This window comes from Prauserella muralis (assembly GCF_003202285.1).
GTDB lineage: Bacteria > Actinomycetota > Actinomycetes > Mycobacteriales > Pseudonocardiaceae > Prauserella_B > Prauserella_B muralis.
On the sequence record NZ_MASW01000014.1, the window covers coordinates 1 to 25,948 of the forward strand.

General features: G+C 66.4%; 22 protein-coding genes and 2 pseudogenes. 19 read left to right on the plus strand and 5 right to left on the minus strand.

Annotated elements, in window-relative coordinates; all coding sequences use genetic code 11:
• The 3 genes and pseudogenes from BAY60_RS35425 to BAY60_RS35445 all read left to right on the plus strand — a co-directional run.
• Positions 1–693, plus strand: a 693-nt coding sequence (locus BAY60_RS35425) for a site-specific integrase (protein WP_211330572.1), incomplete at its 5' end; no start/stop codon positions are given.
• Positions 639–1,079: pseudogene (locus BAY60_RS38225) on the plus strand (tyrosine-type recombinase/integrase). The gene BAY60_RS35425 and the pseudogene BAY60_RS38225, both read left to right, overlap by 55 nt.
• A gap of 1,131 nt (positions 1,080–2,210) precedes the next feature.
• Positions 2,211–2,516, plus strand: a complete 306-nt coding sequence (locus tag BAY60_RS35445; protein WP_110341397.1) for a MarR family transcriptional regulator — start codon at positions 2,211–2,213, stop codon at positions 2,514–2,516.
• 208 nt (positions 2,517–2,724) lie between these two features.
• On the opposite strand, the gene BAY60_RS35450 is transcribed toward BAY60_RS35445, so the two are convergent.
• Both BAY60_RS35450 and BAY60_RS35455 read right to left on the minus strand, forming a co-directional pair.
• Positions 2,725–5,064: an MMPL family transporter gene (locus BAY60_RS35450; protein WP_110341395.1), complete on the minus strand. Its 2,340-nt coding sequence runs from the start codon at positions 5,062–5,064 to the stop codon at positions 2,725–2,727.
• Between the two features lie 48 nt (positions 5,065–5,112).
• Positions 5,113–5,715, minus strand: coding sequence for a TetR/AcrR family transcriptional regulator (locus tag BAY60_RS35455; RefSeq protein ID WP_199542772.1), 603 nt, complete (start codon positions 5,713–5,715; stop codon positions 5,113–5,115).
• Between the two features lie 412 nt (positions 5,716–6,127).
• On the opposite strand from BAY60_RS35455, the pseudogene BAY60_RS38680 reads away from it, so the two are divergent.
• From BAY60_RS38680 to BAY60_RS35465, 3 genes and pseudogenes are all read left to right on the plus strand, one after another.
• A pseudogene (locus BAY60_RS38680) lies at positions 6,128–6,274 on the plus strand (TetR/AcrR family transcriptional regulator); the annotation flags it as partial.
• 85 nt (positions 6,275–6,359) lie between these two features.
• On the plus strand, positions 6,360–6,854 hold the full coding sequence (locus BAY60_RS35460; RefSeq protein ID WP_233520116.1) for a MarR family winged helix-turn-helix transcriptional regulator: 495 nt from the start codon (positions 6,360–6,362) through the stop codon (positions 6,852–6,854).
• Positions 6,851–8,539, plus strand: coding sequence for an MDR family MFS transporter (locus tag BAY60_RS35465; RefSeq protein ID WP_110341391.1), 1,689 nt, complete (start codon positions 6,851–6,853; stop codon positions 8,537–8,539). The genes BAY60_RS35460 and BAY60_RS35465 overlap by 4 nt, the downstream gene beginning before the upstream one ends.
• Positions 8,540–8,624: 85 nt before the next feature.
• Here the strand turns inward: BAY60_RS35465 and BAY60_RS35470 are convergent, their stop codons facing one another.
• Positions 8,625–9,596 (minus strand): AraC family transcriptional regulator, encoded by a 972-nt coding sequence (locus BAY60_RS35470; RefSeq protein WP_233520115.1) that lies wholly within the window; start codon positions 9,594–9,596, stop codon positions 8,625–8,627.
• Positions 9,597–9,757: 161 nt separating this feature from the next.
• Between BAY60_RS35470 and BAY60_RS35475 the strand changes: the two genes are divergently transcribed.
• The 4 genes from BAY60_RS35475 (at position 9,758) to BAY60_RS35490 (ending at position 14,190) form a co-directional block, all read left to right on the plus strand.
• Positions 9,758–10,078 carry a 2Fe-2S iron-sulfur cluster-binding protein gene (locus tag BAY60_RS35475; RefSeq protein WP_110341590.1) on the plus strand — a complete coding sequence of 107 codons (321 nt, stop codon included), beginning with the start codon at positions 9,758–9,760 and terminating at the stop codon, positions 10,076–10,078.
• 17 nt (positions 10,079–10,095) lie between these two features.
• Positions 10,096–11,484: a cytochrome P450 gene (locus BAY60_RS35480; RefSeq protein ID WP_110341387.1), complete on the plus strand. Its 1,389-nt coding sequence runs from the start codon at positions 10,096–10,098 to the stop codon at positions 11,482–11,484.
• Positions 11,481–12,683 (plus strand): NAD(P)/FAD-dependent oxidoreductase, encoded by a 1,203-nt coding sequence (locus BAY60_RS35485; RefSeq protein WP_110341385.1) that lies wholly within the window; start codon positions 11,481–11,483, stop codon positions 12,681–12,683. Before BAY60_RS35480 ends, BAY60_RS35485 begins: the two co-directional genes overlap by 4 nt.
• A gap of 895 nt (positions 12,684–13,578) precedes the next feature.
• On the plus strand, positions 13,579–14,190 hold the full coding sequence (locus tag BAY60_RS35490; protein WP_009156875.1) for a TetR/AcrR family transcriptional regulator: 612 nt from the start codon (positions 13,579–13,581) through the stop codon (positions 14,188–14,190).
• Here BAY60_RS35490 and BAY60_RS35495 read toward each other — a convergent pair.
• Both BAY60_RS35495 and BAY60_RS35500 read right to left on the minus strand, forming a co-directional pair.
• Positions 14,099–14,623 carry an AMP-binding enzyme gene (locus BAY60_RS35495; RefSeq protein WP_110341383.1) on the minus strand — a complete coding sequence of 175 codons (525 nt, stop codon included), beginning with the start codon at positions 14,621–14,623 and terminating at the stop codon, positions 14,099–14,101. The two genes, BAY60_RS35490 and BAY60_RS35495, sit on opposite strands and share 92 nt — an antisense overlap.
• A 30-nt stretch (positions 14,624–14,653) precedes the next feature.
• Positions 14,654–16,543, minus strand: a complete 1,890-nt coding sequence (locus BAY60_RS35500) for a sigma-54-dependent Fis family transcriptional regulator (protein ID WP_110341381.1) — start codon at positions 16,541–16,543, stop codon at positions 14,654–14,656.
• 329 nt (positions 16,544–16,872) lie between these two features.
• On the opposite strand from BAY60_RS35500, the gene BAY60_RS35505 reads away from it, so the two are divergent.
• The 9 genes from BAY60_RS35505 (at position 16,873) to BAY60_RS35545 (ending at position 25,894) form a co-directional block, all read left to right on the plus strand.
• Positions 16,873–17,229 carry a VOC family protein gene (locus BAY60_RS35505; RefSeq protein ID WP_199542770.1) on the plus strand — a complete coding sequence of 119 codons (357 nt, stop codon included), beginning with the start codon at positions 16,873–16,875 and terminating at the stop codon, positions 17,227–17,229.
• A gap of 29 nt (positions 17,230–17,258) precedes the next feature.
• On the plus strand, positions 17,259–18,443 hold the full coding sequence (locus BAY60_RS35510) for an LLM class flavin-dependent oxidoreductase (protein ID WP_112285686.1): 1,185 nt from the start codon (positions 17,259–17,261) through the stop codon (positions 18,441–18,443).
• Between the two features lie 82 nt (positions 18,444–18,525).
• Positions 18,526–19,692, plus strand: coding sequence for an acyl-CoA dehydrogenase family protein (locus tag BAY60_RS35515; RefSeq protein ID WP_112285687.1), 1,167 nt, complete (start codon positions 18,526–18,528; stop codon positions 19,690–19,692).
• Entirely contained in the window at positions 19,689–20,750 is a 1,062-nt protein-coding gene (locus tag BAY60_RS35520) for an acyl-CoA dehydrogenase family protein (protein WP_112285688.1), read from the plus strand. Before BAY60_RS35515 ends, BAY60_RS35520 begins: the two co-directional genes overlap by 4 nt.
• A complete protein-coding gene (locus BAY60_RS35525) occupies positions 20,743–21,543 on the plus strand; it encodes an enoyl-CoA hydratase/isomerase family protein (protein WP_112285689.1) in 801 nt (266 codons plus the stop codon). The genes BAY60_RS35520 and BAY60_RS35525 overlap by 8 nt, the downstream gene beginning before the upstream one ends.
• A gap of 14 nt (positions 21,544–21,557) precedes the next feature.
• Complete coding sequence (locus BAY60_RS35530; RefSeq protein ID WP_112285690.1) at positions 21,558–22,871, plus strand: bifunctional 3,4-dihydroxy-2-butanone-4-phosphate synthase/GTP cyclohydrolase II; 1,314 nt, start codon at positions 21,558–21,560, stop codon at positions 22,869–22,871.
• The gene (locus tag BAY60_RS35535; protein ID WP_112285691.1) at positions 22,868–23,386 is read left to right on the plus strand and encodes a flavin reductase family protein; all 519 of its coding nucleotides are present in this window, start codon (positions 22,868–22,870) and stop codon (positions 23,384–23,386) included. The genes BAY60_RS35530 and BAY60_RS35535 overlap by 4 nt, the downstream gene beginning before the upstream one ends.
• A gap of 52 nt (positions 23,387–23,438) precedes the next feature.
• The gene (locus BAY60_RS35540) at positions 23,439–25,073 is read left to right on the plus strand and encodes a long-chain fatty acid--CoA ligase (RefSeq protein WP_245992962.1); all 1,635 of its coding nucleotides are present in this window, start codon (positions 23,439–23,441) and stop codon (positions 25,071–25,073) included.
• A gap of 38 nt (positions 25,074–25,111) precedes the next feature.
• Positions 25,112–25,894: an N-acyl homoserine lactonase family protein gene (locus BAY60_RS35545; RefSeq protein ID WP_112285693.1), complete on the plus strand. Its 783-nt coding sequence runs from the start codon at positions 25,112–25,114 to the stop codon at positions 25,892–25,894.
• Positions 25,895–25,948: the final 54 nt, after the last annotated feature.

The following is a 25,948-nucleotide window of genomic DNA, read 5'->3' on the forward strand; positions in this document are numbered from 1 at the left end:
CCGACACCTGGTCAGGTTTCAGCTGCCGTTGACACTTCGTTCAGCCCGGCGACGGTGGAGGCGTTCATCGACGCCAAGGACGCGCCGGGGCGCTTCAGAAGCTGGAGGCGGGGGTCATGGGCGGCGCTGCTGGAATATCTGCCGACGGCGGGGGTATCGCTGGCTGATCCGCTGCCCGTGATGGTGACGGCCGTTGATGTTCTCCTGGCCCAGTATGCCAACTACGAGGCGAGCGAGCGTGGCCTTTCCGACCGGACGATCGACCGGAACATTCGTGCTGTCCGTGGGTTCGTGGTGTCGCGGATGCGCGAGGGCCGACTGGAGTTGGAGAATCTGACCGCTGGCGATGTCACCGCGTTCGTGGTGGAGCAATCGCATCGCGATCCGCAGTCAGTGCCACGGCTGGTGACTCCACTACGGTCGCTGCTGCGGTACTTGCATGCCACCGGCGCCATCCCGGTCGGGTTGGCGTTGGCGGTGCCAGCCGTGGCGCGATGGAAACTGGCTGGTCTGCCCAAAGCTTTGCCCACCGATCAGGTGGCGGCGCTGCTGGCCTCGTGCGATCTCGATAGCCAGGTGGGCAACGGGATGCGGCGATCCTGGCGGTCCTGTCGCGGCTCGGGCTTCGTGCTGGCGAGATCGCATCCCTGCGCCTGGCAGATATCGATTGGCGCAACGGTGAGCTGGCCGTGACTGGCAAGAGCCGTCGAGTTGAGCGGTTACCGTTGCCTGCTGATGTCGGCAAGGCGCTCGTGTCGTATCTGACTGGTTGGCGACCGAAAACCGGTGCCCGCCACGTGTTTGTCTGCGCGTAGGCGCCACATGGGCCGATGAGCCGGAACACCGTCAGCAACGTGGTGGCGCGGCCGGCCCGCCGAGCCGGGCTACCGGTGATGTATGCGCATCGACTGCGTCACAGCGCGGCCAACGCAATGCTGACCGCAGGCGCTTCGCTGGCCGAGATCGGCCAGGTGCTGCGTCATCGTGATCCGATCACGATGACGCTCTACACGAAGGTCGACGTGGCGGCCCTGCGTCCGGTCGCCCGTCACTGGCCTGCTTCGGACGGTACGGCATGAGCGCATTGCGTCCAGCCCTCGCCGACTATCTGGGTGTCCGCCGCGCACTCGGTTTCCGGTTAGATCGGGCGGAGAAGCTGCTCGGCCAGTTCGTCACTTACACAGCCGGTAGGACTCGCGGACGCTCCCGGACACGCCCGTGTGATCCGGTCCTGCAGGTTCCTGATGGTGGTTGTTCAGCGATGCTCACTTCAGTGACCGGCATGCCGACGGGACGTCTGGCGCTGTGGTCGCCCGCTTCGCGGCTCGTTTGACAGACCCGCTCCGAGGTAGTGGCGCTGGCCGGCCGCACGGCTCTACCCTTTTCCTCCTGAGTTTTTCAGCGTACGGTGAACTCTACCGCTGGGTACAGGGTGATCGTGATGCTCGGTTCGGCCACCAGGGTGGAGGTGGGTGAAATTGAGGTACCGGGATCCGTACGGGCTGGCATGGCAACAGCTGGGCAACGCGCTGTGGGATGTGTTGGCAGTCGCGTGGTGGATGCTGGTGGCTGCCAGCGTCGCGTTCGGTGCATGCTGGTGCATGGGGCAGTTCATGTATATGGAGTGGGTTCGCGAACATCCTCCGCCCCGCCTCCGGTTCTTTGCCGAACGCAGGCTGCGTCAGGACATCGCCCGCGGGTTGGGCGATCTTGAGGACTACCTGCGCAAATGCGATCCAGTACACCTTGACGACCGGCCAGCTCGGGCCGGACGGTCCCGAACTTGGAGGGGGTGGTGCCGACCTTGAAACAGACTCCGATGGCCCGGACGCCTCCTGAGTCTACGGTTCGCAGTTCGATCTCTGACTGCAGCCCCAACACCGGCCGCTGGGGGCCGACGAGTTCGAACCTGTGCCCGGCGGGACGTCGGTGCCAACCACGGCTCGGTGGCGGCCAAACGGATCGGGGGCGGCTGGAGCGTCCGGGCTGTGAGGCGACATCGACGCCGGGCCGAGTCCTGTGAGGAACGTGTCAGTGGCCCGCAGGCTGCAGCGGCTGCGGGCAGCATCCCCGCAGGTCGTACCGGGTGGGCCTGGCTGGATGGGTGATGGTGAGCAGATGATGGCGAGCCGCTGGCAGGACGAGGGCGAGGGGCTGCTCCGGGTGGTGGAGCGCATCGCCCTGATCCTGAACGAGGCGGGGTCCCACGGATGTCGGCCAGGGTGTTCGCCTACATGCTCGCCGACGACGCCGAACGCTACACCTCCGCCGCGCTCGCGGAAGGGCTTCGGGTCAGTCCGGCCGCGATCTCGGGGGCGGTGCGCCATCTCACCGCGACGCGGATGGTGGTCAAGGAACGCCAACCCGGGAAGAGGGCGGAGCTCTACCGGGTCTGTGACGGCAACGTCTGGGGCATGGTCGTGGCCCCTGGATCCCGGTTCTCAAGCAGTGGCAGTCCACGCTGGAGAGCGCCACGGTCGAGCTCGGCGCTCCCGGCGGTGAAGGCCACCGATTAGCCGAGGCGACGACGTTCATCGCGTTCCTGCGCAACGAGCTGGAGGGAATGCTGGAGCGCTGGTCTGATCACCGGCTGGATCCTCGGTGACCGAGACACCGGCGGTGATGGTCGACCGCGTTCGGCCGTGCGGGCAGACGGGGTCGACGTGGTGGGGCTGCTGAACGTGCCCCCGGTGGTTCGGCTCCGGATGCTTCCGGGGGGCTCGTTCAGTCGCGGACCTCGATGTGGTGTCGGTCGGTGGCCTCGGCCTGCTGGTTGAGCATGGTCAGCAGCTTGTCGCCCTCGACGTCAAGGTCCGGCAGCAGGCGGTCGAGCCAGCGGGGCAGCCACCATGCTCGTTCGCCGAAGAGGGCCATGAGCGCCGGGACGAGGGTCAGCCGGACGACGAAAGCGTCGATGAGGATGCCAGCGGCGAGAGCGAAGCCGATCTGCTTGATCATGATGTCGTGGCTGAAGATGAAGCCGGAGAACACCGCGACCATGATGATGGCGGCCGCGACGACGACCCGGCTGGCCTGGTCGAACCCATGGACGACGCTGTGTCGGGCCGGCTGGCCGTGGATGTGTGCCTCGCGCATCGAGGAGACCAGGAAGACCTCGTAGTCCATGGCGAGTCCGTAGAGGATGCCGGTCACGATGATCGGCATGAAGCTCATGAGTGGGCCGCCGGTGTCGAACCCGAAGAGGCCGCTGAGCCAGCCCCACTGGAAGACGGCGGTGGTGGCACCGAAGGTGGCCAGGATGCTGAGCAGGAAGCCGGCTGTGGCCTTGATCGGGACGACCACGGAGCGGAAGACGAGCATCAGGATCAGGACGGAGAGGACGATGATGATGCCGAGGTAGAGCGGAAGGACATCGGCGAGTTTGTCGGACATGTCGATGCCGATGGCGGTGAACCCGGTCACGCCCAGCCGCACCTGGTTGCTCTGGGCGATCGCGTTGCTGGGCTCGCGCAGCGACTTCACAAGATCGCTGGTGGCCTCGTCGCTGGGGCCGGAGGTGGGGATGACGCTGAACACGGCCAGGTCGCCGGCCTCGTTGACGCCGACGGGTGCGGCCAGCACGATGTCGTCTCGGTGTTGGAACTCGTCGGCCAGTTTCGCGGTCAGCTCGGGTGTGACGCGGCCTGCGGTGCCGGTGGGCTCCGCGGTGACCAGGAGCGGGCCGTTGAATCCCTCACCGAAGCCTTGGGAGACCGCCTCGTAGCTCTGTCGGGCGGCGGTGTCCTGGTTCGCGGTCGCACCAGTTGGGATGCCCAGGTTCATGCTGGCCGCGGGGATCGCCATCACGCCCAGGATCGCGACCACGCCGCCGATGACGGGCCACCGGAACCTGATGACACCCTTGACCCAGTGGTCAGCGACGCTGTGGGACTCCGCGTCCGCCTTGGCGTAGCGTCGGGCTCGGGCCTTGTCCGAGCAGATCCGCTCCCCGACCAGCCCTAACAGCGCGGGCAGCAGGGTCAGGGCGATGAGCACGGCCAGGGCCACCGTGGACGCCGCGACCAGGGCCATCGTGGAGAGCATCGCGATGTCGATGACGGTCAGCGCGGTCAGCGCGATGAGGACGGTCAGGCCGGCGAAGAAGACCGCGCTGCCTGCGGTGCCGACAGCTCTGCCTGCTGCCTCCTGTGCGGTGAGTCCCTGATCGAGAATCAGCCGTCGCTGCCGGTTGACAACGAATAGGGCGTAGTCGATGCCGACGGCGAGGCCGACCATGAGACCGAGCACGGGCGTGGCGGAGTTCATCTCGACGGCCGTGGAGAGCGCGTACGCGCCGCCCACGCCGATGCCGATGCCGACCAGCGCGGTGATCAGGGGCAGGCCGGCCGCGATCAGCGAGCCCAGGGTGAGCACCAGCACCAGGGCGGCGACGGCGAGACCGATCACTTCGCCAACACCGACCGGGATCTCGATGGCCTTGAGCGAGTCGCTCGGGAGAACGGTGATCCCCGTACCCTGCTCGGCACGCTCCACCACCTCGACCACCGAGCTGACGTCCTCAGGTGTCAATGAGGTGGAGGCGACCGTAAACTGGAACTGGAACAGCGCGACCTGCCCGTCCGAGGACACGAGCACGCCGGGCACCGGTGCCCCGTCCACCAGCAGCGGCTGGTAGGGAGGCGCCTGCCCGTGGTCCGGCCCGGCTGGCGGAGTGCCCGGTGCCTTCTCCTCGGGCGTGCCTGGGGTGCCCTCCTCCGAGGTACCCGTGGCGAGGTCAAGGGGATTGACGACCTTGTCGAGGTCATAGACGTCGCTGACGGTGCCGCTGATCACCGCGAGTCGCTCCGCCGTGTCGAGGCGCTCACCGTCGGGCGCGGTGAAGACCACACTGGCCTGCCCTCCCGAGGCGGCGGGGAGCTCATCGGCTACGCGGTCGAGCACAGTCTGGGCCTCGGTGCCCTCGATCTTCATCTCCGAGCTGACGCTCACCCCGTTGATGGCGACCGCACCGACGACCACTGCGAGGGCGGCGAGCCAGCCCGCAATGAACAGCCACGGCCTGCCGAACGCCGTTCGTCCGAGCCGGTACAAGAAAGTGGACATGAGGGACTGGTGCTCCTTGAGGGCAAAGAGGGGCGGTGTCTAGAAGGTCTAGAAGCCGTGGCGCAGGTAGTCGAAAGTGATGTCGAGGAACGAGCTGTAGTCCATCGACGCGGGGCTGGGGTCGTACTCGCCGCCGAGGTCCACATCAAGGGTTCCCTCTAGAGCGGCCATCACGGCGCCGTACACGGCACCGAACAACAGCGGCACGTAGACGGTGGGGTACCGGTCCCCCGCCACCGAGCCCAAGAGTTCCTGCGCGGTATGGCGCATGCGTTGCTGAACGCCCAGCACGTGGGGCTCCAGGGTCGGGTACCGCCGCGCCATCGCCATCAGCTCGCGCATCCTCACCAACGCGTCCGTGGTGAACTGCGTCTTCATCACAGCCAACAGGACGTCGAGCAGCGGCAGGTCAGCGGGAAGGCCGGCCAGGATCGCGCTGGCGTCGTCGACACCACCGAACGCGACCGAAGCGACCGCCTCCTCCTTGCAGGAGAAGTGGTTGCCGAAGGTCCGCCGCGAGTACCCCGCCCGCTCCACCACGTCCGCGGTGACAAACCCCGACAAGCCGCGCTCACGGGTCAGCTCGAACGCCGCCTTGGCCAGCGCCTCTCTCGTCGCCTCGCGCTTGAGGTCCCGCAACCCACGATCCACGCCCTCAGTATGCCCACCTCTGCCCAATGAGCAAAATTGCCCAATGTGCACATCGATGCTGGCCTCGGCGCAGTTGCTCCCAGGCAGCCGTCCGGCGACGGCGGGCCGCTGGCGTGACGGCACGACGGGCTTCGCAGCGGACGGCGAGGTCGGAGGCCCCCTGAGAATCGGAGGTGCCACTCGTCGCGGCATCCGGCTCAAGCAAGCCGCTGAGGCGCGTGGGGTTGAGGTGCTCGTTTCCTGCGCCTGCAGGATCCGTGGACGAGGCGGGTTTGAGTGCCGTCCGGCCTGCTGGGTTTCCCGTGGTGGACGAGGTAGTCGCTTGAACGCCCTGCGGGTGACAGGCAGCCACCATCGTTGCCATTCGTGTGCGGAATGTGGCCCGACTTGGGCCACGAAACCGGTCTGATAGTTGGCACGGTCTTCGACCTGGTCGGCGCCGGGCACACACCAGCGCGCCGCGCTCGCGATATCGCAGATTCCGGGCCCCGCCCTGGCTCGCCACGCTGTCGGCCTCGACAATCTGACCTCGGCAAGCCAGGACGATCTGGTGGCCGTGCTTCTCCCGGCCTCGCCCCGGCTCTGGCCACGCGAGAATGGCGGGCTGGTGCGCTCGCTGTCCCTCCACCGGTTATGGTTGGTACATGCAACCGCTTGGGTCGAAGGCCGACCTGGTCTCGGTGGAGTCCATCGAGCAGGAGCTGACTTTGTTGGTGCGGCGCGCCCAGAAGGTGCATCTGCGCGGGGGCCCGACCGAGCAGGTCGTGGAGAGGGCCGCCTACGGCATCCTTGCGTGGCTCCATGACACCGGCCCACTGCGGCCCAGTGCGCTGGCAGCACACTTCCACCTGGACGCCTCGACGATCAGCCGGCAGGTCGCCTCCCTGGAGCAGGCCGGCCTGATCACGCGGGAAGCCGACACCGAGGACCGACGCGCCTTCCGACTGCGACTCACCGAGCGCGGCCGAGACGTCCTGACCACGACCCGGGCGGAACGACGCGGTGTCGTCCGGAAGCTGCTGCAGTCGTGGTCGCCCGAGGACCTGGCGAACTTCGCTTCCCTGCTCGCCGCGTTCAACGCCGGCCTCGACAAGCATCTGGCCTCGGACCCGAACAGCACAGAACGGAGCCAGCGATGAGCACGCCGTCTTCCCCCGAAGCCGGTGCCCCTGGGGCACCCGGCGAACAGGTGATGCCGGGGCTGACGCACCGGCAGATCCTCACCGTCCTGGTGGGGCTCATGATGGGGATGCTGGTCGCCGCCCTGTCCCAGACGATCGTGGCCACGGCGCTGCCCACCATCGTCGGTGAGCTCGGCGGCCAGGACCAGCTGGCCTGGGTCGTCTCGGCCACCTTGTTGACCTCGACCGCCTCCACACCGATCTGGGGCAAGCTGTCGGACCTGTACGGCCGCAAGATCATGTTCCAGTCCGCGATCGGGATCTTCCTGGTCTCCTCCCTGGCCTCGGGGTTCGCCCAGAACATGGGGCAACTCGTCGGATTCCGGGCCGTGATGGGAATCGGCGTTGGTGGGCTGATGGCACTGTCCCAGGCGATCATCGGCGACGTCGTCAGCCCCCGCGAACGCGGCCGCTACCAGGGCTACATCGGCTCGGTCTTCGGCCTGGCCACCGTCGCCGGGCCACTGCTCGGTGGCTTCCTGGTCGAGCACCTCTCGTGGCGGTGGACCTTCTGGGTCGGAATCCCCATCGGCATCGCGGCCCTGGCGGTGACCGAACGTGTGCTGAAGCTGCCGTTCCCGCGCCGCAGGCATGCCATCGACTGGTTGGGGGCCTTCTTCATCGTCGCCGGGATCAGCGCCCTGCTGTTGATGCTCTCGCTCGGCGGCAAGGAGTTCGCCTGGAACTCGGGCTGGACCTACGGGCTGACCGCGGTGGCGGTGCTCATGCTCGCGCTCACCGTCTGGCAGGAGCGCCGGGCGGTCGAACCGATCATGCCCCCGCGACTGTTCGCCAACCACACCTTCGTCATCACCAGCCTGGCCGGTTTCGCGGTCGGGGTCGCCATGTTCGGCGCCATCATCTTCCTCCCGCAGTACCTGCAGATCGTCAAAGGCGAGTCACCCACCGCATCCGGCCTGCTGACGCTTCCCCTGATGGTCGGCCTGCTGGCCACGTCCATCGCCTCCGGACGCATGATCACCCACACCGGCCGCTACAAGATCTACCCCGTCGTCGGCCTGTTGGTCGCCGTCCTGGGGCTGACGCTGATGAGCCGGATGTCGGTGGACACCTCGCTGTGGCTGGCCGGGGTGTTCATGTTCATCACCGGCGCAGGCATCGGCATGGTGATGCAGGTCCTCGTGCTGGCGACCCAGAACGCCGTGCCCCACGCCGACCTCGGCGTCGCGACCTCCGGAGCCACCTTCTTCCGCTCCCTCGGCGGCGCGATGGGAGTCGCAGTCTTCGGCGCACTGCTCACCCACCGCCTCCGCGACACCATCCCCGCGCAGCTCAAGGCGGCCGGGGTCACCGCCGACCAGATGCCCGCCGGGACTGCCACCCAGGGCAGCCCCGAACAGATCGCGGCGCTGCCCGAGCCCATCCATCTCGCAGTCACCACCGGGTTCGCCGAGGCGCTGCAAACCACCTTCCTCGCCGCCGTACCGTTCGCGCTGCTCGGGTTCGTCACCCTGCTCTTCCTACGCGAAACCCCGCTGCGACAGACCCACGGACACACCTCCGCCGAGGACCTCGCCACCGCATTCGAAACCTCGGTCGACCCCGACGCGCATCTCACCGACCACGAGAACCGGCCCGGATCGGGCGAAGTCTCCAGGAAGGTTGGTCAGCCGGGTGACTGATGGACGGCCTCCGAGGGTCTGTCAAACAAATTTCGGACGGCGCCCCAGCCGCGGTCCTGCCGAGAGGCTGCGCTGGGAGCCGTGCTCAAGGGTGCTGGTGGGCGCGTCGGAAGTGGCTCGGTGAGGAGCCGGTCCATGCTTTGAAGGCGTGCGAGAAGTTGGTGACGTCGCTGTAGCCGAGTTCGGCGGCGACCTCACTGACCGACGTGGATCGGTCGAGCAGCCGTATCCGGGCACGGTCGAGCAGGGACTTCTGGAGGAGTTCGCGGAAGCTGGTTCCCTCCGCGGCGAGGCGGCGTTTCAGGGTGCTCGAGGAGATCGAGAACTCATCCGCGACTGACTGGATCGTCTTCACCCCTGGCCTGTCGTCCAACAGCTCCCGCACTCTGCGGGTGAAGTCCTGGGGGCCAGCCCGACGTTCGAGCGCCTGCTGGAGGTCAGTTATGGCGACTTCGTAGGCGAGTGGGTCGGGGAAGCGGCAGGCCGTGTGCAGCGTCCGTGCAGGGATATGCAGGTAGGACAAGGGGGCGTCGAAGACGAGCCGACCCCCTGGCCATGCCTCTCGAGACAGGACGCTCGGCTCCGGCCAGCGACTATGCATGGTCACCTCCGACGTGTCGCCGACCAGCAGGTCGATCAACCGCATGAGGGCCAGGCCGCAGTAGGTGACGACTAGACAGTCCAGGTCGGGTTCTCCTGCGTTCCCGGACAGCCGAATCGTCAGGTCCTCCGGCTGGCGATCGAACTGGGTGGTGACGGCCTTGGTGATAACCGGAAGATAGGTCAGCAGCTGCACGACCTCGGCGACGGTTCCTGCGCTGACCAGCGGCACGCTCATCGGCCCGAAGGACGTGAGCTGGGCCTGTTCCGCGCAGGCGATCCCCAGCCGGGTCGCCTGCTCGGCGTCGAGTTCGGGATAGACCTCGCGAAACCACCGCAGCGGTGCTTGCGCTTGGGTCTGAATCAGAGTCAGCTCGCCGGTTCCCTCGCGCGCCATGATGGCGCGGAACTCCTCCACGGCGTTCTGATCGATCGCTGAACTGCTCAGCAGTTGCACGAACACAAGAGATGGGACGCCTGGCTCGTCTCTCCACATGGCGATCCTCACGTGATCCGAACTCACAACAGGATGGCGCGGCTTCGACATGGCCTTGTCGGACGCCGACGACAATCATGAAGGAAGTGTCCGTCTTGTGGTCAAGAGTGGGGTAGTTGTCGATGGCAGTCGTTACTTTCGTGTCGCACGACGGGGAGAAGCACGAGGCGCCCCTCGAGGAGGGCTGCTCGCTGATGCAAGTCGCGACGAACAACGCCATTCCGGGCATCGATGGCGACTGCGGCGGAGAGGCCGCCTGCGGCACCTGCCACGTGATCGTGGATCCTGCCTGGGCCGACAAGGTCGGCCCGTCCGGTCCGGTGGAAGAGGAGATGCTGTCGATGAACCCCGAGCGACAGGCGACGTCTCGGCTGTCCTGCCAGATCAAGGCCTCCGAGTCATGGGATGGCCTGACCGTGCAACTGCCCGAATTCCAGATGTAGCAGGAGGTGTCGACGAGATGAAGATCCCTGAAGCAGTCAAGAGGAAGGTCGAGGCCGCCATCCCGCTGGATCGACAGGTCCAGGCCGCACACCTCTACGACAAGGGCCGACGCTGGCTGACCCGCACGAACGGGCAGAAGATGTTCGTCGAACGCCCGATCCCGCCGGTCGAAGAAGTCGCGCTCGAAGACATCGACCTCAGCAACCCGTTCCTCTACCGGCAGGGGCGCTGGGCCTCCTACTTCAAGCGCCTACGCGACGAGGCCCCGGTCCACTACCAGCCTCACAGTCCCTTCGGACCGTTCTGGTCGGTCACGCGTCACGCCGACATCATTGCGGTGGACAAGAACCACGAGGTCTTCTCCGCGGAACCTCTCATTGTCATCGGGGCGCCGCCGCGGTTCATGGACATCGCGATGTTTATTGCCATGGACCCGCCCAAGCACGACGTTCAGCGCCGCGCCGTCCAAGGGGTGGTGGCTCCGAAGAACCTCCGCGAGATGGAGGGCCTCATTCGCGAGCGCGTCAGGGACGTCCTGGACAACCTGCCCGTCAACGAACCCTTCGACTGGGTGAGCACCGTGTCGATCGAGCTCACCGCCCGCATGTTGGCGACGCTACTGGACTTCCCCTTCGAGCAGCGGCACAAGCTCGTCGAGTGGTCAAACCTGGCCACCTCGATGGAGCAGGCCAACGGAGGCCCCTCCGACAACGACGAGCTGTTCCGCGGCATGGTGGGCATGGCGCGTGGACTCAGCACATTGTGGCATGACAAGGCCGCCCGCCTCGCGGCCGGTGAAGAGCCCGGGTTCGACCTCATCACCATGCTGCAGAGTAATGAGAGCACCAAGGATCTGATCAAGCGTCCCATGGAGTTCGCCGGCAACCTGATCCTGCTCATCGTCGGGGGCAACGACACAACGCGCAACTCGATGAGTGGTGGCGTTCTCGCGCTGAACCAGTTCCCCGACCAGTTCGAGAAGCTCAAGGCCAATCCGGACCTGATCCCGAACATGGTCTCAGAGATCATCCGCTGGCAGACTCCGCTTGCCTACATGCGCCGGATCGCCAAGACCGACACCGTGCTCAACGGCCAGTTCATCCGTAAGGGTGATAAGGTGGTGATGTGGTATGCGTCCGGCAACCGCGATGAGACTGTGTTCGAGCGACCGGACGAGTTGATCATCGACCGGCCCAACGCCCGCAACCACATCGCTTTCGGGTTCGGCGTGCACCGGTGCATGGGCAACCGGTTGGCCGAGCTGCAGCTGCGGATCCTCTGGGAGGAGATCCTCCCGCGCTTCGAGAGGATCGATGTAGTCGGGGAGCCGGAATACGTCCAGTCCAACTTCGTTCGGGGCATCAGCAAGCTGATGGTCGAGCTCACCCCCAAGGGCGCCGGATGAGCTCAGCGCGCGCGGTGGTGGTGGGTGCCAGTCATGCCGGGGCGCAGCTGGTCACCAGCCTCCGCCAGGAGGGCTGGTCCGGTGAGATCGTGCTGGTCGGTGACGAGTCGGTGCTGCCCTACCAGCGACCTCCTCTGTCGAAGGCTTACCTCGCTGGCAAGTGCTCGCTGACGGAGTTGGCCATTCGCTCCCAGGACTTCTACCTCAAGCAGGGCATCGAGTGCCTGGACGCCTGCGTGGAGGAGATCGATCGTTCGGCTCGCCAGGTCCTGCTCAGCACGGGGGACAGACTGTCCTATGACGCCCTGGCTCTCTGCACCGGCGCACGCCCACGACGCCTGCGCGCCGCCGGCACCCAGCTCGATGGGGTGCACTACCTACGTCGGTCATCTGATGTGCAGCGGATCCGCGAGGACGCCATCCCCGGACGGCGTGCCGTCATCGTCGGTGGTGGCTACATCGGCCTGGAGACCGCCGCGTCGTTGCGCGCGCTGGGTCTTGACGTCACCGTGCTGGAGGCCGCAGACCGTGTCCTCGAGCGGGTGACCGCTCCTGAGGTGTCGGCATTCTTCACGCGCGTCCACCAACATGAGGGAGTCGACGTGCGGACGAGCGCATCGGTCGAGGCGCTGGTCGGTGACCACCGCGTCCGCGAGGCGGTCCTGGCGAGCGGCGAGCTTATGGCAGCCGATCTCGTGATCATCGGGGTCGGTATCGAGCCGACCACGGAACTGGCCGAGGCAGCCGGCCTGGCGGTGGACGACGGGATCTTGATCGACGCGCACGCGCGCAGCAATGATCCCACCATTGTGGCCGCCGGGGACTGCGCCTCGCAGGACATGCCACGCTACGGCCGACGGATCCGCCTGGAGTCGGTGCCGAGCGCGGTGGAGCAGGCGAAGGTGGCAGCGGCGACCATCTGTGGAACGGACAAGGAGGTCACGGCGCTCCCGTGGTTCTGGTCGGATCAGTATGACCTCAAGCTCCAGATCGCGGGACTCAACACGGGCTATGACGACATCGTCCTGAGCGGTGACCCGACCGCCGACCGCGATTTCACCTGCTACTACCTCCGGAAGGGCGAGCTGATAGCCGCTGACTGTGTCAACCGTCCCCGGGACTTCATGACCACCAAGCGCATGCTCGGCCAGGGGACCGCAGTCGATATGGCCGCCCTGACAGCAGAGGTTGCGGTGTGACGAAGGGGGCCGACCGCTGACCGTGGTCACCACCGAGGCACCGCCCAGTGCGGCGAACAAGGATGACTTGGATGTCGACAGCGTGGACGGCGATGGGGCTTCTGTCTAACATCCTGGGCGTCCGTGAATCGCGTCGGTTGCAGACGTGAGGCACGTCCCCAGAGACGCACGCGGTCCTGCATGGTGGCTGGTGTTGCTCGTTCGCAAACCGCTGCTGCTGGTGGCCAGGAGAGTGGACTGGCGCGGCACGGGACGCCTCGCCGAGACGGGAGGTGCGGTGCCGGCGGTCAGCCCTGTCTCCCGAACCGATCCGTTGTTCCCGGCGGAGATGATCCTGGACCAGAGGGCCGGACCCCCGGTCATAGCAAAGACGAGCCCGTTTCAGAGCAGAGCTGTCGGCTGGTGGTTTCGGCCGGCCGGCCACGTCGAGGTCGATCGTTCCAACAGCCGAGCTGGGCTCCGCGCTGCGGTCGAAGCCGTGGATCGCGCGCCCTCGTCGTCTACCCGAAAGGATCGATCACGAAGCGGCCGGAGGGAAGTCTGATGCCGCTCAAGGATCGGGTACTGTTCGCATCGCGCTGGAGACGAGACGTCAGCTCCATTGACTCCTGTTGCACAGTGGGGCGTGCAGACGATCGTGCCAGCCTACGAACGGAGGGTGGTGTTGGGCCGTCGTCGTCCGATCACGCTACTGGTCGGGGACCCGGTGCCATTCGAGTCGAGGACCTCCGAGAGTTGCCGACGACCACGGCAGTTGGTGCGGGATACTCGCGGGGCCTTGTCCAGTCGTACAGCGTCACGACCAGGGTTGCAGACGACCACGCACGGTAGCTTGATCTTGTCCAGATCGGTGACGGGAGTCGGTAGCGAGACAGAGATCGCTACCCTGTCTTTCATGCGGGCACACTCCATGCGTGAACGGTTCAGGGAGCACATGCGCTCGGCTGTCCTCGAGGCTGCCCACGACTTGATCATCGACCGCGGCTGGGACCGGGTGCGCATGGGGGAGGTGGCGGACCGAGCCGGGGTGTCGCGGGCAGCTCTCTACAAGGAGTTCGGTGACAAGGCCGGCCTCGGAGAAGCCGTCGTGCTTCGGGAAGCCTCACGCTTCCTGGAGGGCATCCAGGGGGCGCTGGAGGCGCACGTCGGCGATGCGAAGCGCGGCATCGCTGCAGCCGTCGACTACACCTTGGACGAGGCGGGGCGTAGCCCCCTGCTCAAGGCGGTGCTCATCTCCAACCGCGACCTGAATGGGGGGAGCCAAGCGTCCACGGGGATGCTCCCACTGCTCACAACTTCCGCGCGACTCCTCGACCTCGCCTCCGACACCCTGGCCGGATGGGTCGCGGAGAGTTACCCGAGTCTTCCCGAAAACGACGTCATCGACGCGGCCGACACCATGGTCCGCCTGACAGTCAGTCACCTGGCCCTGCCCAGATGGGACCGAACCGCGACAGCACGCAAGATCTCAGAGGTCGCGGTCCGGTTCCTCTCCCTCGAATCGTGACCTGCGCCGGATTGGCACGACGGGAGCAGTCTGAACTGAGCTCAGCGGCGTACTGCGTGTTCGTCTGCGCCCTGCTGCTGACGTAGCACCGTCTAGAGAACCTTGCCGGCGCTGTGCGGTGCAACTCGGCCACGAACTCGACCCGGGTAGGGCACTTGAAGTGGGCAAGCCGCTCCCGGGCGTACGCGATGAGCTCCTCGGCCGTCGTCTCGGCGGCGTTCTGGAGCGCCACGGTGGCCACTGGCGTCTCGCCCCAGTGGACGTCGGGGACGCCGACGACGGCCACTTCACGGACGGCCGGGTGCCGGTAGAGCTCCTGCTCGACGGTGTCTCCGACGGGCCCCAGCCAGGGTGCCGATCCGGGCGCCGTGTCCTTGAGCGTCTTCGGAGCCAGCACCGTCGCTGGCCTCAGCGCGGCCGTCCGCCGATCCATCCGTCGACGCAGCGCGCTTCTCCGCCGCGATCAGCGAGCTGGTCCTCGACGGTCTCGCGACACCTGGCAGTGGGACTGTCCGATAAGTTGATCAGATAGCCCCATCTGGAGTTCCTGGGCGGTGGAGACGCCGAGGGTACGGATCTTGCGGTACAGGGTGGCGCGGCCGATGCCCAAGATTCTCGCCGCTTGTGTCCGGTTGTTCCCGACGCTGGCTAGTGTTTCGATGATCAGTTCGCGCTCCGACTGCTCCATTACGGATAATTGTCGTTGGTGTGCACGTTTGAGCACCCAGGTCGGTAGGTGGTGCGGTTGGATCTCCTGGCCATGGCTGGCGTTGAGTGCGGCGGCAAGGGCGTCTCGTAACTCGGCGATGTTGCCCGGCCATGGGCTACGCATCAGGGCTTGTAGCGTTGGCAGGCTGCAGTGTGCGGTGGGTTGGCCGGCGAGTTCCGTGAGCAGGACCGACGTCAGGTCGGCGATGTCCTCGATGTGCTGGGCCAGCGGCGGCACCCACAGGTGGTGCGGGTAGGATGCGAGGGCTTGTTCGAGCCGCTCATGGGTGTGGGTCGTGGTTTGGGCGGTGACGATGAGTCGTCCGGTTGTCGATGCGGAGGCGGGATGGGGGCTCGTCGCCGCGAGGGCCCGCAGCTGCGCCTGCGCCTGTGTCGGAAGGTATTCGATTCGCCGTACGATGACGTTGTCGCCTTGCCCAAGGGTATCGTTGGTCCGGATGATCAGGTCCTTGGGTGCGGTCTCGGTGGGGTCGGCGGCGTTGAAAACGCGCAGTCCCCGGGCGGGGCTGGACAGTTCGTGCAGGTACTTGGCCAGGTAGAGCTTGCCTGTGCCCGGTTCGCCGGTGATCGCTACCGGATCGGGGAGCTGAGCCAGTTCCTGGATTCGCGTGGTGACGCGGCGCCACTGTGGGCTGCGTCCCGCTGGAGGTGTGCAGCCGGTGCCGGTGGGCGTCGCGGATGGGCGGTAGCCCGTGCTGAGGTGGCGAGGCCGGATCGGATCGAGGTACACCACGACCCCAGCGGGGTCGTGGGAGGCGGTCGTGACGGATTGGCACCGGACACGGTACCGCCCGTGCGTGAGGTCCACGCTTACTTCGGAGCGCTGGGTACGAGCCAACTGTGTGGACGCGTCCCAGAGTACCGCCTGGTCTTGGGGTGTGAGATTGCCGCTGGCGATGGGGTTGGTGAGGATCATGTTCGGGTTGAGGCCGAGTATGGCGCCTCGATGCAGACGGCGGGCACGGGTGAACGCCTCGACGAGGGCGACGTCGGCGGGGGACGACAGGTGGCTCAACCGGGTTTCGATGTGCTGTACCGATTCGGAGAGCAGAGCGGGGATGAGCGGGTTGTAGTCGTCAGCGAGGCAGGTGATGTCGAGAACTCCCTCGACGGCTCGGGTGACCGGGTTGTGGATGGGGACCCCAACGCACGACAGGTGGCGTAGGAAGTCCGCGTAGTGTTCTTCGCCGCGAACCGCGACCGTTCGAGCTTCCTCCAGGACTGTGCCTAACCCGTTAGTGCCGGCGTACTCCTCCGCGAAGGCGAACCCGGGGGCCGCGTATGCGTTGTCCAATGCACTGTACAGCGGCTTCTCGCCAACCCAGCGCCGCACGATCCTCGCCTGCCGGTCGGCGAGCAGGATGCTGGTGGAGGTGTCGGCCAGGGAACTGGCGAGACGTTCTACCACCGGCGTGGCCGCCTTCAGCAGTCGGCTGTCACTGTCGAAGTCCGGATCGTAGGGTAGTTCAGCCTTCTTGTCAGGGGCTATTCCGCAGGCTGCGGACCGGCGCCATGACAGCGCGATCTCGGCACGTACGGACAGCTGTGGGGACTCGCGGCGTGCCTCAGGTGTGGCCGTCCCGCCTGAGGCACGGCCACCGAGTGTGACTGAGGTGGGCTCCATTGCCTGCACTCCATCGTCCACGGGGGTGTGACGTGATGGTCCAACCAGAGTAGCGCGGAATCCCGTTGGCCCGATTGTCTCACTTTGAGACACAGGTCACCTTTGCTTGACGCGGCTTGAGTGGGCTCCGCCCAGAAGTCGTTGACCTGAACCTTCGGCCATCATGTGCCCGACACGCTGCGAAAACGCGCGGTCGATCCCTCGGCCAGACGCGAGGCAGGGTCGTCGTCTCACATTGATACGGCGTGCTCGTCCGCGTGGCGGGTAACAATCTGTTTCCACAGGTGAAACCTCGGCCAAACTCGCGAGATCGGACGAATGGAGTGTTTGTGGCTGATTCGAAGTGTGATTTGCGGTCTATCCTGCTCCCCGCGTCCGATTTGGAAAGTTCATTGGCCTTTTATCGAGATGGGTTGGGGCTCGGTGTCCGGATGCGGGATCGGGACGACTATGCCGAACTCTCCGCCGGGTCGATAAAGCTCGCCTTGGCGACTCCGGCTGACCATCCGGTGCCGGAGTCGGCGTTGCCGGTGTTCCGGAGCGACGACGTCTCGGTTGCGGTGTCCCGACTGCTGGCGGCCGGTGCGACGGTGTTGTCCGGGCCGGTTGAGGGGGCGCACGAGATTCGGGCGGTATTGCGGGACCCCAGCGGGAACCCTTTCGTGGTCTACCGAAGCCGGGCTTGACCAGTTAACCGATGTGAGGAGTAAGTCTTATGAAGGAGATTTTGTTCTACCTGCCGGCCGTGGGCAGTTATGACCAGATGAAGAAGGGCTTCGCTGGGGTCAACGACAAGAACTACCAGAACATGCTCTTCCAGATCACCAAGCAGGCGCAACTGGCTGACGATCTCGGGTACTGGGGCGTCGCGTTTACGGAGCACCATTTCCACATCGAAGGCTTCGAGGAGTCGAACAACCCGATCCTGCTCGATCTGTACATCGCGATGCAGACACAGCGGATCAAGGTCGGGCAGATGGCGAACGTGCTGCCGTTCCAGAATCCGATTCGGCTGGCCGAGGACCTCGCGATGCTCGACCAGATGACGCGCGGACGCTCCTTCGTCGGGATCGCCAGGGGGTATCAGAAGCGGTGGGCGGACGTGCTCGGGCAGACGTACCACGTCGGCGCCACGTCCTCCGACAAGTCGGAACGCGATGTGGCCAACCGCAAGCGGTTCAACGAGCACTGGGAGATCATGAAGGCGCTGTGGAGCGAGCGCACGACGTCTCTGAAAACCGAAAACTGGCAGGTTCCGCCGCCGGGAATCGATTTCAATCACGAAGCGGTGAATAATTTTGGCGGTGGCCAGGACGATCAGGGCGTGATCACCGAGGTCGGTATCGCCCCGAAGCCGTACCAGAAGCCGTGGCCGCAGGTGTTCCAGCCGTTCAGCTTCAGCGAGGAGTCCTTCCGGTTCTGCGCCCGCGAGGGCATCGTCCCGATCGTGATGAACACCAATGACGAGGTCATTTCTCGGTTGCTGGACGTGTATCAGGAGGAGGCCGAGGCGGCGGGTCGCGGAGCGCTCAAGCGCGGGGAGGGGGTGGGCATCTTCCGCGACGTGCTGGTGTCACGAGACGCCGATGAGGCCCATTACTGGGCCCGACGCGGTAATGGTTTCATCTTCCCAAACTGGTTCGGGCCGATGGGCTTTGCCGAGGTGATGCGGAATCCCGGCGAGACCGGCCAGATCGGGGCCGACTACGACACCCTGTGTGAGCGTGGTTTCGAGTTCGTCGGTACGCCTGACGACATCAACCGCCGGATCGAGAAGTTGGTGTCGCAGCACGACCCCGAGTATCTGCTGCAGTGGCAGTACCCCGGCCCGGTGCCGCACGACGTGCAGATGCGCAGCATCGAGCTGTGGGCCTCCGAGATCGCTCCGAACTGGCTGTGAGGCACGTGACCGCCGCGGCCGGACCATTCCCCTCGCCGACCGGCCGCGGCGGCGGATCCCTCTGTCACAACAGGAGACACTGATGAGCAGCCGCGTTCTACCGATAGATGTGGTGCGGGTTCCGCCCGGTCTGGAACCGCTCCGGGCCGAAGTACGTACGTTTCTCGATTCCGAGATCCGGCGAGGTGCGTTCACCCCACAATGTGACTCCTGGTTGACCGGCTGGGACGAGCCGTTCTCCCGGCGGCTGGCCGAGCACGGGTGGATTGGCATGACCATTCCGCGCCGGTACGGCGGGCAGGGACGGACGGTGCTGGATCGGCAGGTGGTACTTGAAGAGCTCCTCGCCGTGGGGGCCCCGGTGGCGGCGCACTGGATCGCTGACCGCCAGACAGCGCCCTCGCTGCTGCGCTACGGCAGCGAACAGCAGCGGGCGGAGTTCCTGCCTGAGATCGCGGCGGGACGCTGTTACTTCGCCATCGGCATGAGCGAACCTGACAGCGGCTCCGACCTGGCTTCCGTGCGGACACGAGCGGTCCGAGTGGCTGGCGGTTGGCGGCTGACCGGGACGAAGGTGTGGACCAGCGGAGCACATCGGGCGCAGTGGTTCTTCGTGCTCGCCAGAAGCGCACCGGATACCGGAGATCGGCACGCCGGGCTGAGCCAGTTCATCGTGAACCTGCGTGCCGAGGGTGTCACCGTACGGCCGATCCGGCTGCTCACCGGTGAGCACGAGTTCAACGAGGTACAGCTGGACGGAGTGTTCGTCCCGGATCGGTACGTGCTGGGTGAGATCGGCAGCGGTTGGGGCCAGGTCACCTCTGAGCTGGGTTATGAACGCAGCGGACCGGAACGCCTGCTCACCACCTTCCCCCTGCTCGCCGCGCTCGTCTCCGAGGTACGCCGACGCGCGGACCGAGACCCGGCGGCGGTCGCCGAGATCGGCGCGCTCACGTCCCGCCTGCTCACCCTGCGGCAGTTGTCGTTGTCTGTCGCCGGAATGCTCGCGGCGGGCAAACCCGCCGACGTGGCCGCCGCGCTGGTCAAGGATCTGGGCACCCGGTTCGAACAGGAGGTGGCCGAGCGGGCGCGGATGCTCGCCGACGAGATGCCGGATCCAGACGCGGCGCCGGGCACGTTCACCAGCCACCTTGTTCGCGGTCTGCTTCATTCCCCCGGATACACCCTGCGCGGTGGCACCAACGAGGTGCTGCGCGGGGTCGTCGCCAAGGCGTTGGAGCGCGCATGAACGAGGAGTTGCACGCGATCGCGGCGACCGCGGCTCAGATCTGCTCGGAGTGGACGCCGGAGGCCGCGGCCCGGTACTCAGGCGGGTGGGCTGACGAGGTATGGGACTCCTTGACAAAGGCGGAGTTCACCGTGCTGCCGGTGCCCGAGTCCTCTGGTGGGGCCGGGGCGGGGCTGGCCGAGGCCGCGGTCGTGGTGCACGAGATCGGACGCGCCGCGGTGCCGGTGCCATTGACGGAGACGGCGCTGCTGGCAGGGTGGCTATTGACCGCGGCCAGCCGGACGGTTCCGACCGGTCCGCTGACCGCGTCGGCGCCCACGGACATGGCAGTCGACCGATGCGCCGGGGGGTACCGGTTGACGGGGAAACTGTCCAGGGTTCCCTACGGCCACCTGGCCGAGCGGGTCGCGGTGCTGCTTGACCGTGCCGAGCCGCTGGTGGCGATCCTGGACTCGCCGAGGGAAGCGTGGGAACGTGGCCGTAACCTGGCCGGAGAGCCCCGGGATACTTTGCTGCTGCAGGACACTTTCGTGCCGGGCGAGGACGTCACCGAAGTGGACGCCACGATCTCCGGCAGGGCATTTCGGGTTCGCGGTGCGCTTGGCCGGGCACTGCTGCTCAGCGGGGCCATGGAAGCCGCACTCGATTCGACGATCACCTACGCCGGGCAGCGGGAGCAGTTCGGCCGCCCGATTTCCCGGTTCCAGGCCGTCAGCCATCACCTCGCGGCGATGGCTGAGGAGGCGGCGGCCAGCACCACGGTCGCGATGTCGGCCGCCACAGCTGGTCAGCAACCGGACTGGATCCTCACGGCAGCGGCCAAGGCGCAGGCCGGTCGTGCCGCAGGCGTGGTGGCGCGACTGGCCCATCAGGTACACGGCGCGCTTGGCTTCACCGACGAGCATCCGTTGCGGCTGATCACCACCCGCTTGTGGTCATGGCGCGACGAGTTCGGCAATGAGCGGTTCTGGGAGCGGCAACTCGGCGCGGCTGCCTGCGCCGCACCAGATCTGTGGACGCTTGTGACCGACCCGGCGGAGGTGCGCGCAAATGGCTGACCTGGAGTACTCCCGGGCTGACGCGGTCGCCACCATTCTGCTCAACCGCCCCGAGCGGAAGAACGCCTTCACCCTTCAGATGGTGCGTCACTGGGCGGACGCGCTGCACGAGGCGGCCAAGGACGATCAGGTGCGGGCGGTCGTGGTGCGCGGTGCAGGCGGCGCGTTCTGCTCCGGTATCGACCTCGACGAGTTGACCTCCGTGGATCCGGCGCCGCTGTCGCGTCGGCGGGTGCTCACCGACCAGGTACACCGGGTGGCACGCGCCCTGGAGGACCTGGACAAACCGGTGATCGCAGCGGTACAGGGGACCGCGGTGGGCGCCGGTCTGGACATGGCGCTGATGTGCGACATCCGTCTGGTCGGCGAGTCGGCCCGGTTGAGCGAAGGCTACATTCACGCGGGCCTCATCCCAGGCGATGGTGGCTGCCTGTGGCTTCCCCGGCTGGTCGGCGTTGCCCGCGCACTCGAACTCCTGCTCACCGGCGACGTGGTAGACGGCCCGAGGGCGGAGCGAATCGGACTCGCCAACCACTGCTACCCCGACGGCGAATTGCTCACCCGCACCTACGAGCTGGCCGCCCGCCTCGCGGCACTGCCCCCGGTGGCGGTCGGCTTCATCAAGCGTGCGACATACGAGTCGTTGCACCTGGACGCGCGAACGCACTTGAACATGATCGCCTCACACATGGCCGTCGTGCAGTCCACGGAGGACTCGGCCGCGACGTTGGCGGCGCTGCGCGCCAAGCGGAAAACAGGTGTCAAACGATCCGAGCCCAAACTCCCAGAGTGAAACGGTGTCGACGAATGCGACAGATGCAATGTCACGAGCGGTCCGCGCGGCCGATCCAGGTGTCCGGCTCCCAGAACACCGACGAGGGCGACACGGCGGTGCGCGCGGCGGTGGCCGCCTTCGCCCGGGGCGAGTTCGTCGTCGTGATCGACGATGAGGATCGCGAGAACGAGGGTGATCTGATCATCGCGGCGGAAACCGTCACCAGTGCACAGATAGCCTTCCTGGTGCGCCACACGAGCGGCCTCGCCTGTGTGGCCATGGACGGGCAACGCCTGGACCAACTTCGCCTGGAACCGATGGTGGCCATGGGCGACGATCCCCGTGGCACCGCGTTCACCGTCTCGGTGGATCTGCGCGAGGGCACCACCACCGGCATTTCCGCCGCAGACCGAGCGTCGACCATCCGGGCACTGAGCGACCCGGCGGCCGGTCCGCACGACTTCACCCGGCCCGGCCATGTTTTCCCGCTTCGCGCTCGGCCCGGCGGCGTGCTCAAACGGGCTGGGCACACCGAGGCCGCAGTAGACTTGGCGCGGCTGGCCGGGAAGCGACCCGCCAGCGTGCTCGCTGAGATCGTCAACGACGACGGCACGGTGGCCCGCACGCCACAGCTGGTCGCCTTCGCCCGACGTCACGGGCTCACCGTGCTCACCATCGCGGATCTGATCCGCTACCGTCAGCGCACCGAGCGCCTCGTCGAACGCACATCGCAGGCACCGTTGCCGACACCCTACGGCACCTTCGACGCGTTCTGCTACACCTCCCTGCTCGACGGCACCGAGCACCTCGCCCTCGTGGCGGGGGACGGCGCGAACCGCGACGAGGTCCTCGTCCGCGTGCACTCCGAGTGCCTCACTGGCGACGTCCTGGGTTCGGCGCGTTGCGACTGCGGGGAGCAACTACGCCAGGCGTTGCGCGAAATCGCCGAGGCAGGCAGCGGCGTCCTGGTGTACCTGCGAGGTCAGGAAGGCCGCGGCATCGGGCTCGGGCACAAGCTCCGTGCCTACACCCTGCAGGACCAGGGATTGGACACCGTCGACGCGAACCTGGCCCTTGGCCTGCCGGTGGACGGCCGCGAGTACGGTGTGGGGGCTCAGATCCTGGCCGACCTCGGCGTCCACTCGATTCGCCTGATGACCAACAATCCGGCCAAATACTCGGGGCTTTCGGGCTACGACATCACGATCGCGTCGCGCGTACCGCTCATCGTCACGGCCGGTGAGCACAACGCCGCCTATCTGATGACCAAACGAGACCGGCTGGGACACCGGCTGGATCCGGTCGGCGGCACGCCGACAACCGCCCGGGAGCAGTCGCAGCCATGACCGAGACCACCGCACGCGGCCAACAGGGCCCTCCGGCGCATGAGACGTTCGCGGCGCAGTTTCGCGAGGCGATGTCCCGGTTCCCCAGCGGAGTCACCATCGTGACCACGACCGACCACTGCGGAGCGAGGTGGGGATTCACCGCGAGCGCCTTCTGCTCCGTATCCGCGGAACCGCCGCTGGTGCTGGCCTGTCTGGCCGTCTCCGCCGACAGCTACCGTGCCTTCCGCACCTCAAGCAAGTGGGTGGTCAACATCCTCGGCGAAGAGCATGCTCCCCTGGCGAAACGGTTTGCCACCAAGGGAGCGGACAAGTTCGCCGGTGGCGAATTCGACACGGACGCCGACGGTCTGCCGGTGTTGCCAGAGGCGGTGGCCTCCCTGGTGTGCCGGACGCAGGCCCGCCACCCGGCCGGTGATCACGTGATCCTCATCGGCGAAGCGGTCAACGTGCGGCTGCGCGATCACACCCCCCTTGTCTACTACGCCCGGGACTTCGCCCGGCTTTCCGCCTGACAGCGAGGCGGAAAGCCGGTACACCCGGCACCGAGTTCGAAGGGAGAGCAGCGTGGACAGTCTCATGATGGACCGGCCGCTGCAACTGAAGACGCTGTTGTGGCGCGCGGAACGGCTCTTCGGGCACAAACAGATCATCACGCGGCGCGACGACGGCTACCGCCGCTATACCTACGCCGAATTCGGGAAGCGAGTTCGGCGGCTGACTGACGCGCTGAACCGGCTCGGCGTACGCACCGGTGACCGGGTGGGCACGTTGGGCTGGAACACCGACCAGCACTACGAAGCCTACTTCGCGGTGCCCTGCATGGGCGCGGTGCTGCACACCATCAACATCCGGCTATCCCCGGACCAGATCGGGTACGTCATCGAACACGCCGGGGACAGCGTGCTCCTGGTCAGTCCTGAACAGCTGCCGATGCTGGAACAGATCCGCGACCGGCTCACCAATGTGAAAGCAGTGGTCGTGTTCGGGGATGGCCCGCCGCCGACGACCGCGCTGGGACCGGTCTACGGGTACGAGGAGTTGCTCGCCGACGCCGACGAGGAGATCGAGTTCCCCGATGTTGACGAGGACAGCCCAGCCGGAATGTGCTACACGTCGGGCACCACCGGGGAACCCAAGGGCGTGGTGTACAGCCACCGCAGCACCGTGCTGCACGCCCTGATCCTGTGCCTGCAGGGATCGATCGGCGTCGCCGAGCGGGAGACCTATCTCCTGGTGACGCCTATGTCCCACGTTAACTCGTGGGGCATGCCGTACGCCTGCGCCCTGCAAGGAGCATCGCTGGCGTTGCCGGGAACGCAGCCACGACCGCACCACTACCTGGAGATCATCGAGCACGCCCGAGTCAGTGTCTGCGTCGCCGCGGTGACGGTCGGCATGCTCATGCGCCAGGAACTCGAATCCGGACGGCAATCCTACGTTCTCGACTCGCTGCACACCTTGTGGCTGGGCGGCCAGGCGCCCCCGATCGGCGAGATACGGTGGTGGCAGCAAGCACACGGCGTGCACGTGTGCCAGGGCTGGGGCATGACCGAGGCGTCGCCGCTGCTCACCTTCACCACCCTCACAAGCCAGTTCACCGACCTCGACGACGAGGGGAAGTTCCGCCTGCTCGGCACCCAAGGCAAGCCGATGCCGCTCGTGGAGATCAAGCTGGTCGACGACCACGGCAAAGAGCTGCCCTGGGATGGCAAACACGCCGGGGAGATCCTCGCGCGCTCCCCCTGGGTGGCCCGCGCCTACTACCACGACACACGTTCCCAGGACAGCTTCGCTGGTGGCTGGTTCCACACCGGCGACGTCGGCGTCATCGACCAGAACGGCTACCTGTCGCTGGTCGATCGCGTCAAAGACCTGATCAAAAGCGGTGGCGAATGGATCTCGTCAGTCGATTTGGAGAACGCACTCATGGGGCATCCGGAAGTCCGGGAAGCCGCGGTGGTAGCCGCACCGGATCCGGTCTGGCTGGAGCGACCGATCGCCATCGTCGCCACCAACTCGCCGGTGGCGTCCGACGATCTCACCGAATTCCTCCGTGAGAAGTTCCCCAAGTTCTGGTTGCCGGACCGCTTCGTGTTCGTCGACGAGGTACCCAAGACCGGAGTCGGAAAATTCGACAAGAAGCTGCTCCGTCAACAAATTGCCGCCGGAAACAACCACAGCACGGACAAGACCCCCTGACGCGAAACCAAGTCAAGACGACACCAAGGAGAAACGACATGAACACGGGAACAGCCAACCGGATGTGGGCTTTGCCGGGGGCGGAATTCACACTCGACACCGGCATCATGATCGTCAACGGGCAGGGGCAGGTCACCATTCCGGTACCGTCCTTTCTCATCGAACACGACCGGGGGCTGGTCCTGTTCGACACCGGCATCGCGTTTGAGGCGGCCGAGGACCCGCACGCCGTCTACGGCGACCTCGCGGACGTCGTCGGACTCGCCTACGGACCGGAGGACCGTGTGGACCGGAAACTCGAGGCGCTTGGCTACAAGCCCTCGGCCATCGATCACGTGATCGTCTCGCACGCGCATTTCGACCATGCCGGCGGCATCCGGCTCTTCCCCGACGCTCAGCTGTACATCGGTGAAGGCGACCTGCCCTACTCGTACTGGCCGTTGCCCGCGGCCAAACCCTTCTTCCGGACCGCGGATTTCGACACGACGCGTGACTGGAAATGGAACCAGCTCTCGACGGATCATGACCTGTTCGGCGACGGCAGCATCGTCATCCACCGCATGCCAGGTCACACCCCCGGCAACACTAGCGTGCTGGTGCGGCTGCCCAACCAGACGTTCCTGCTCACCGGTGACACCGTCCACCTCCGCCAGGCCCTCACCGAAGACCTTCCGATGCCGTCGGACTACAACACCCTGCAGGCGGTCCGCTCGATCCGTCGCCTCAAGCAGCTCGCGAGGGCGCACGATGCCACGGTGTGGATCTCCCACGATCCCGAGGACTGGGCGACGCTCAAGCACGCACCCGCTTGCTACGACTGACACCATGGCTGTTCTCGTCGAATACTCGTGCACGTCGTGCCGTGCACGACACGA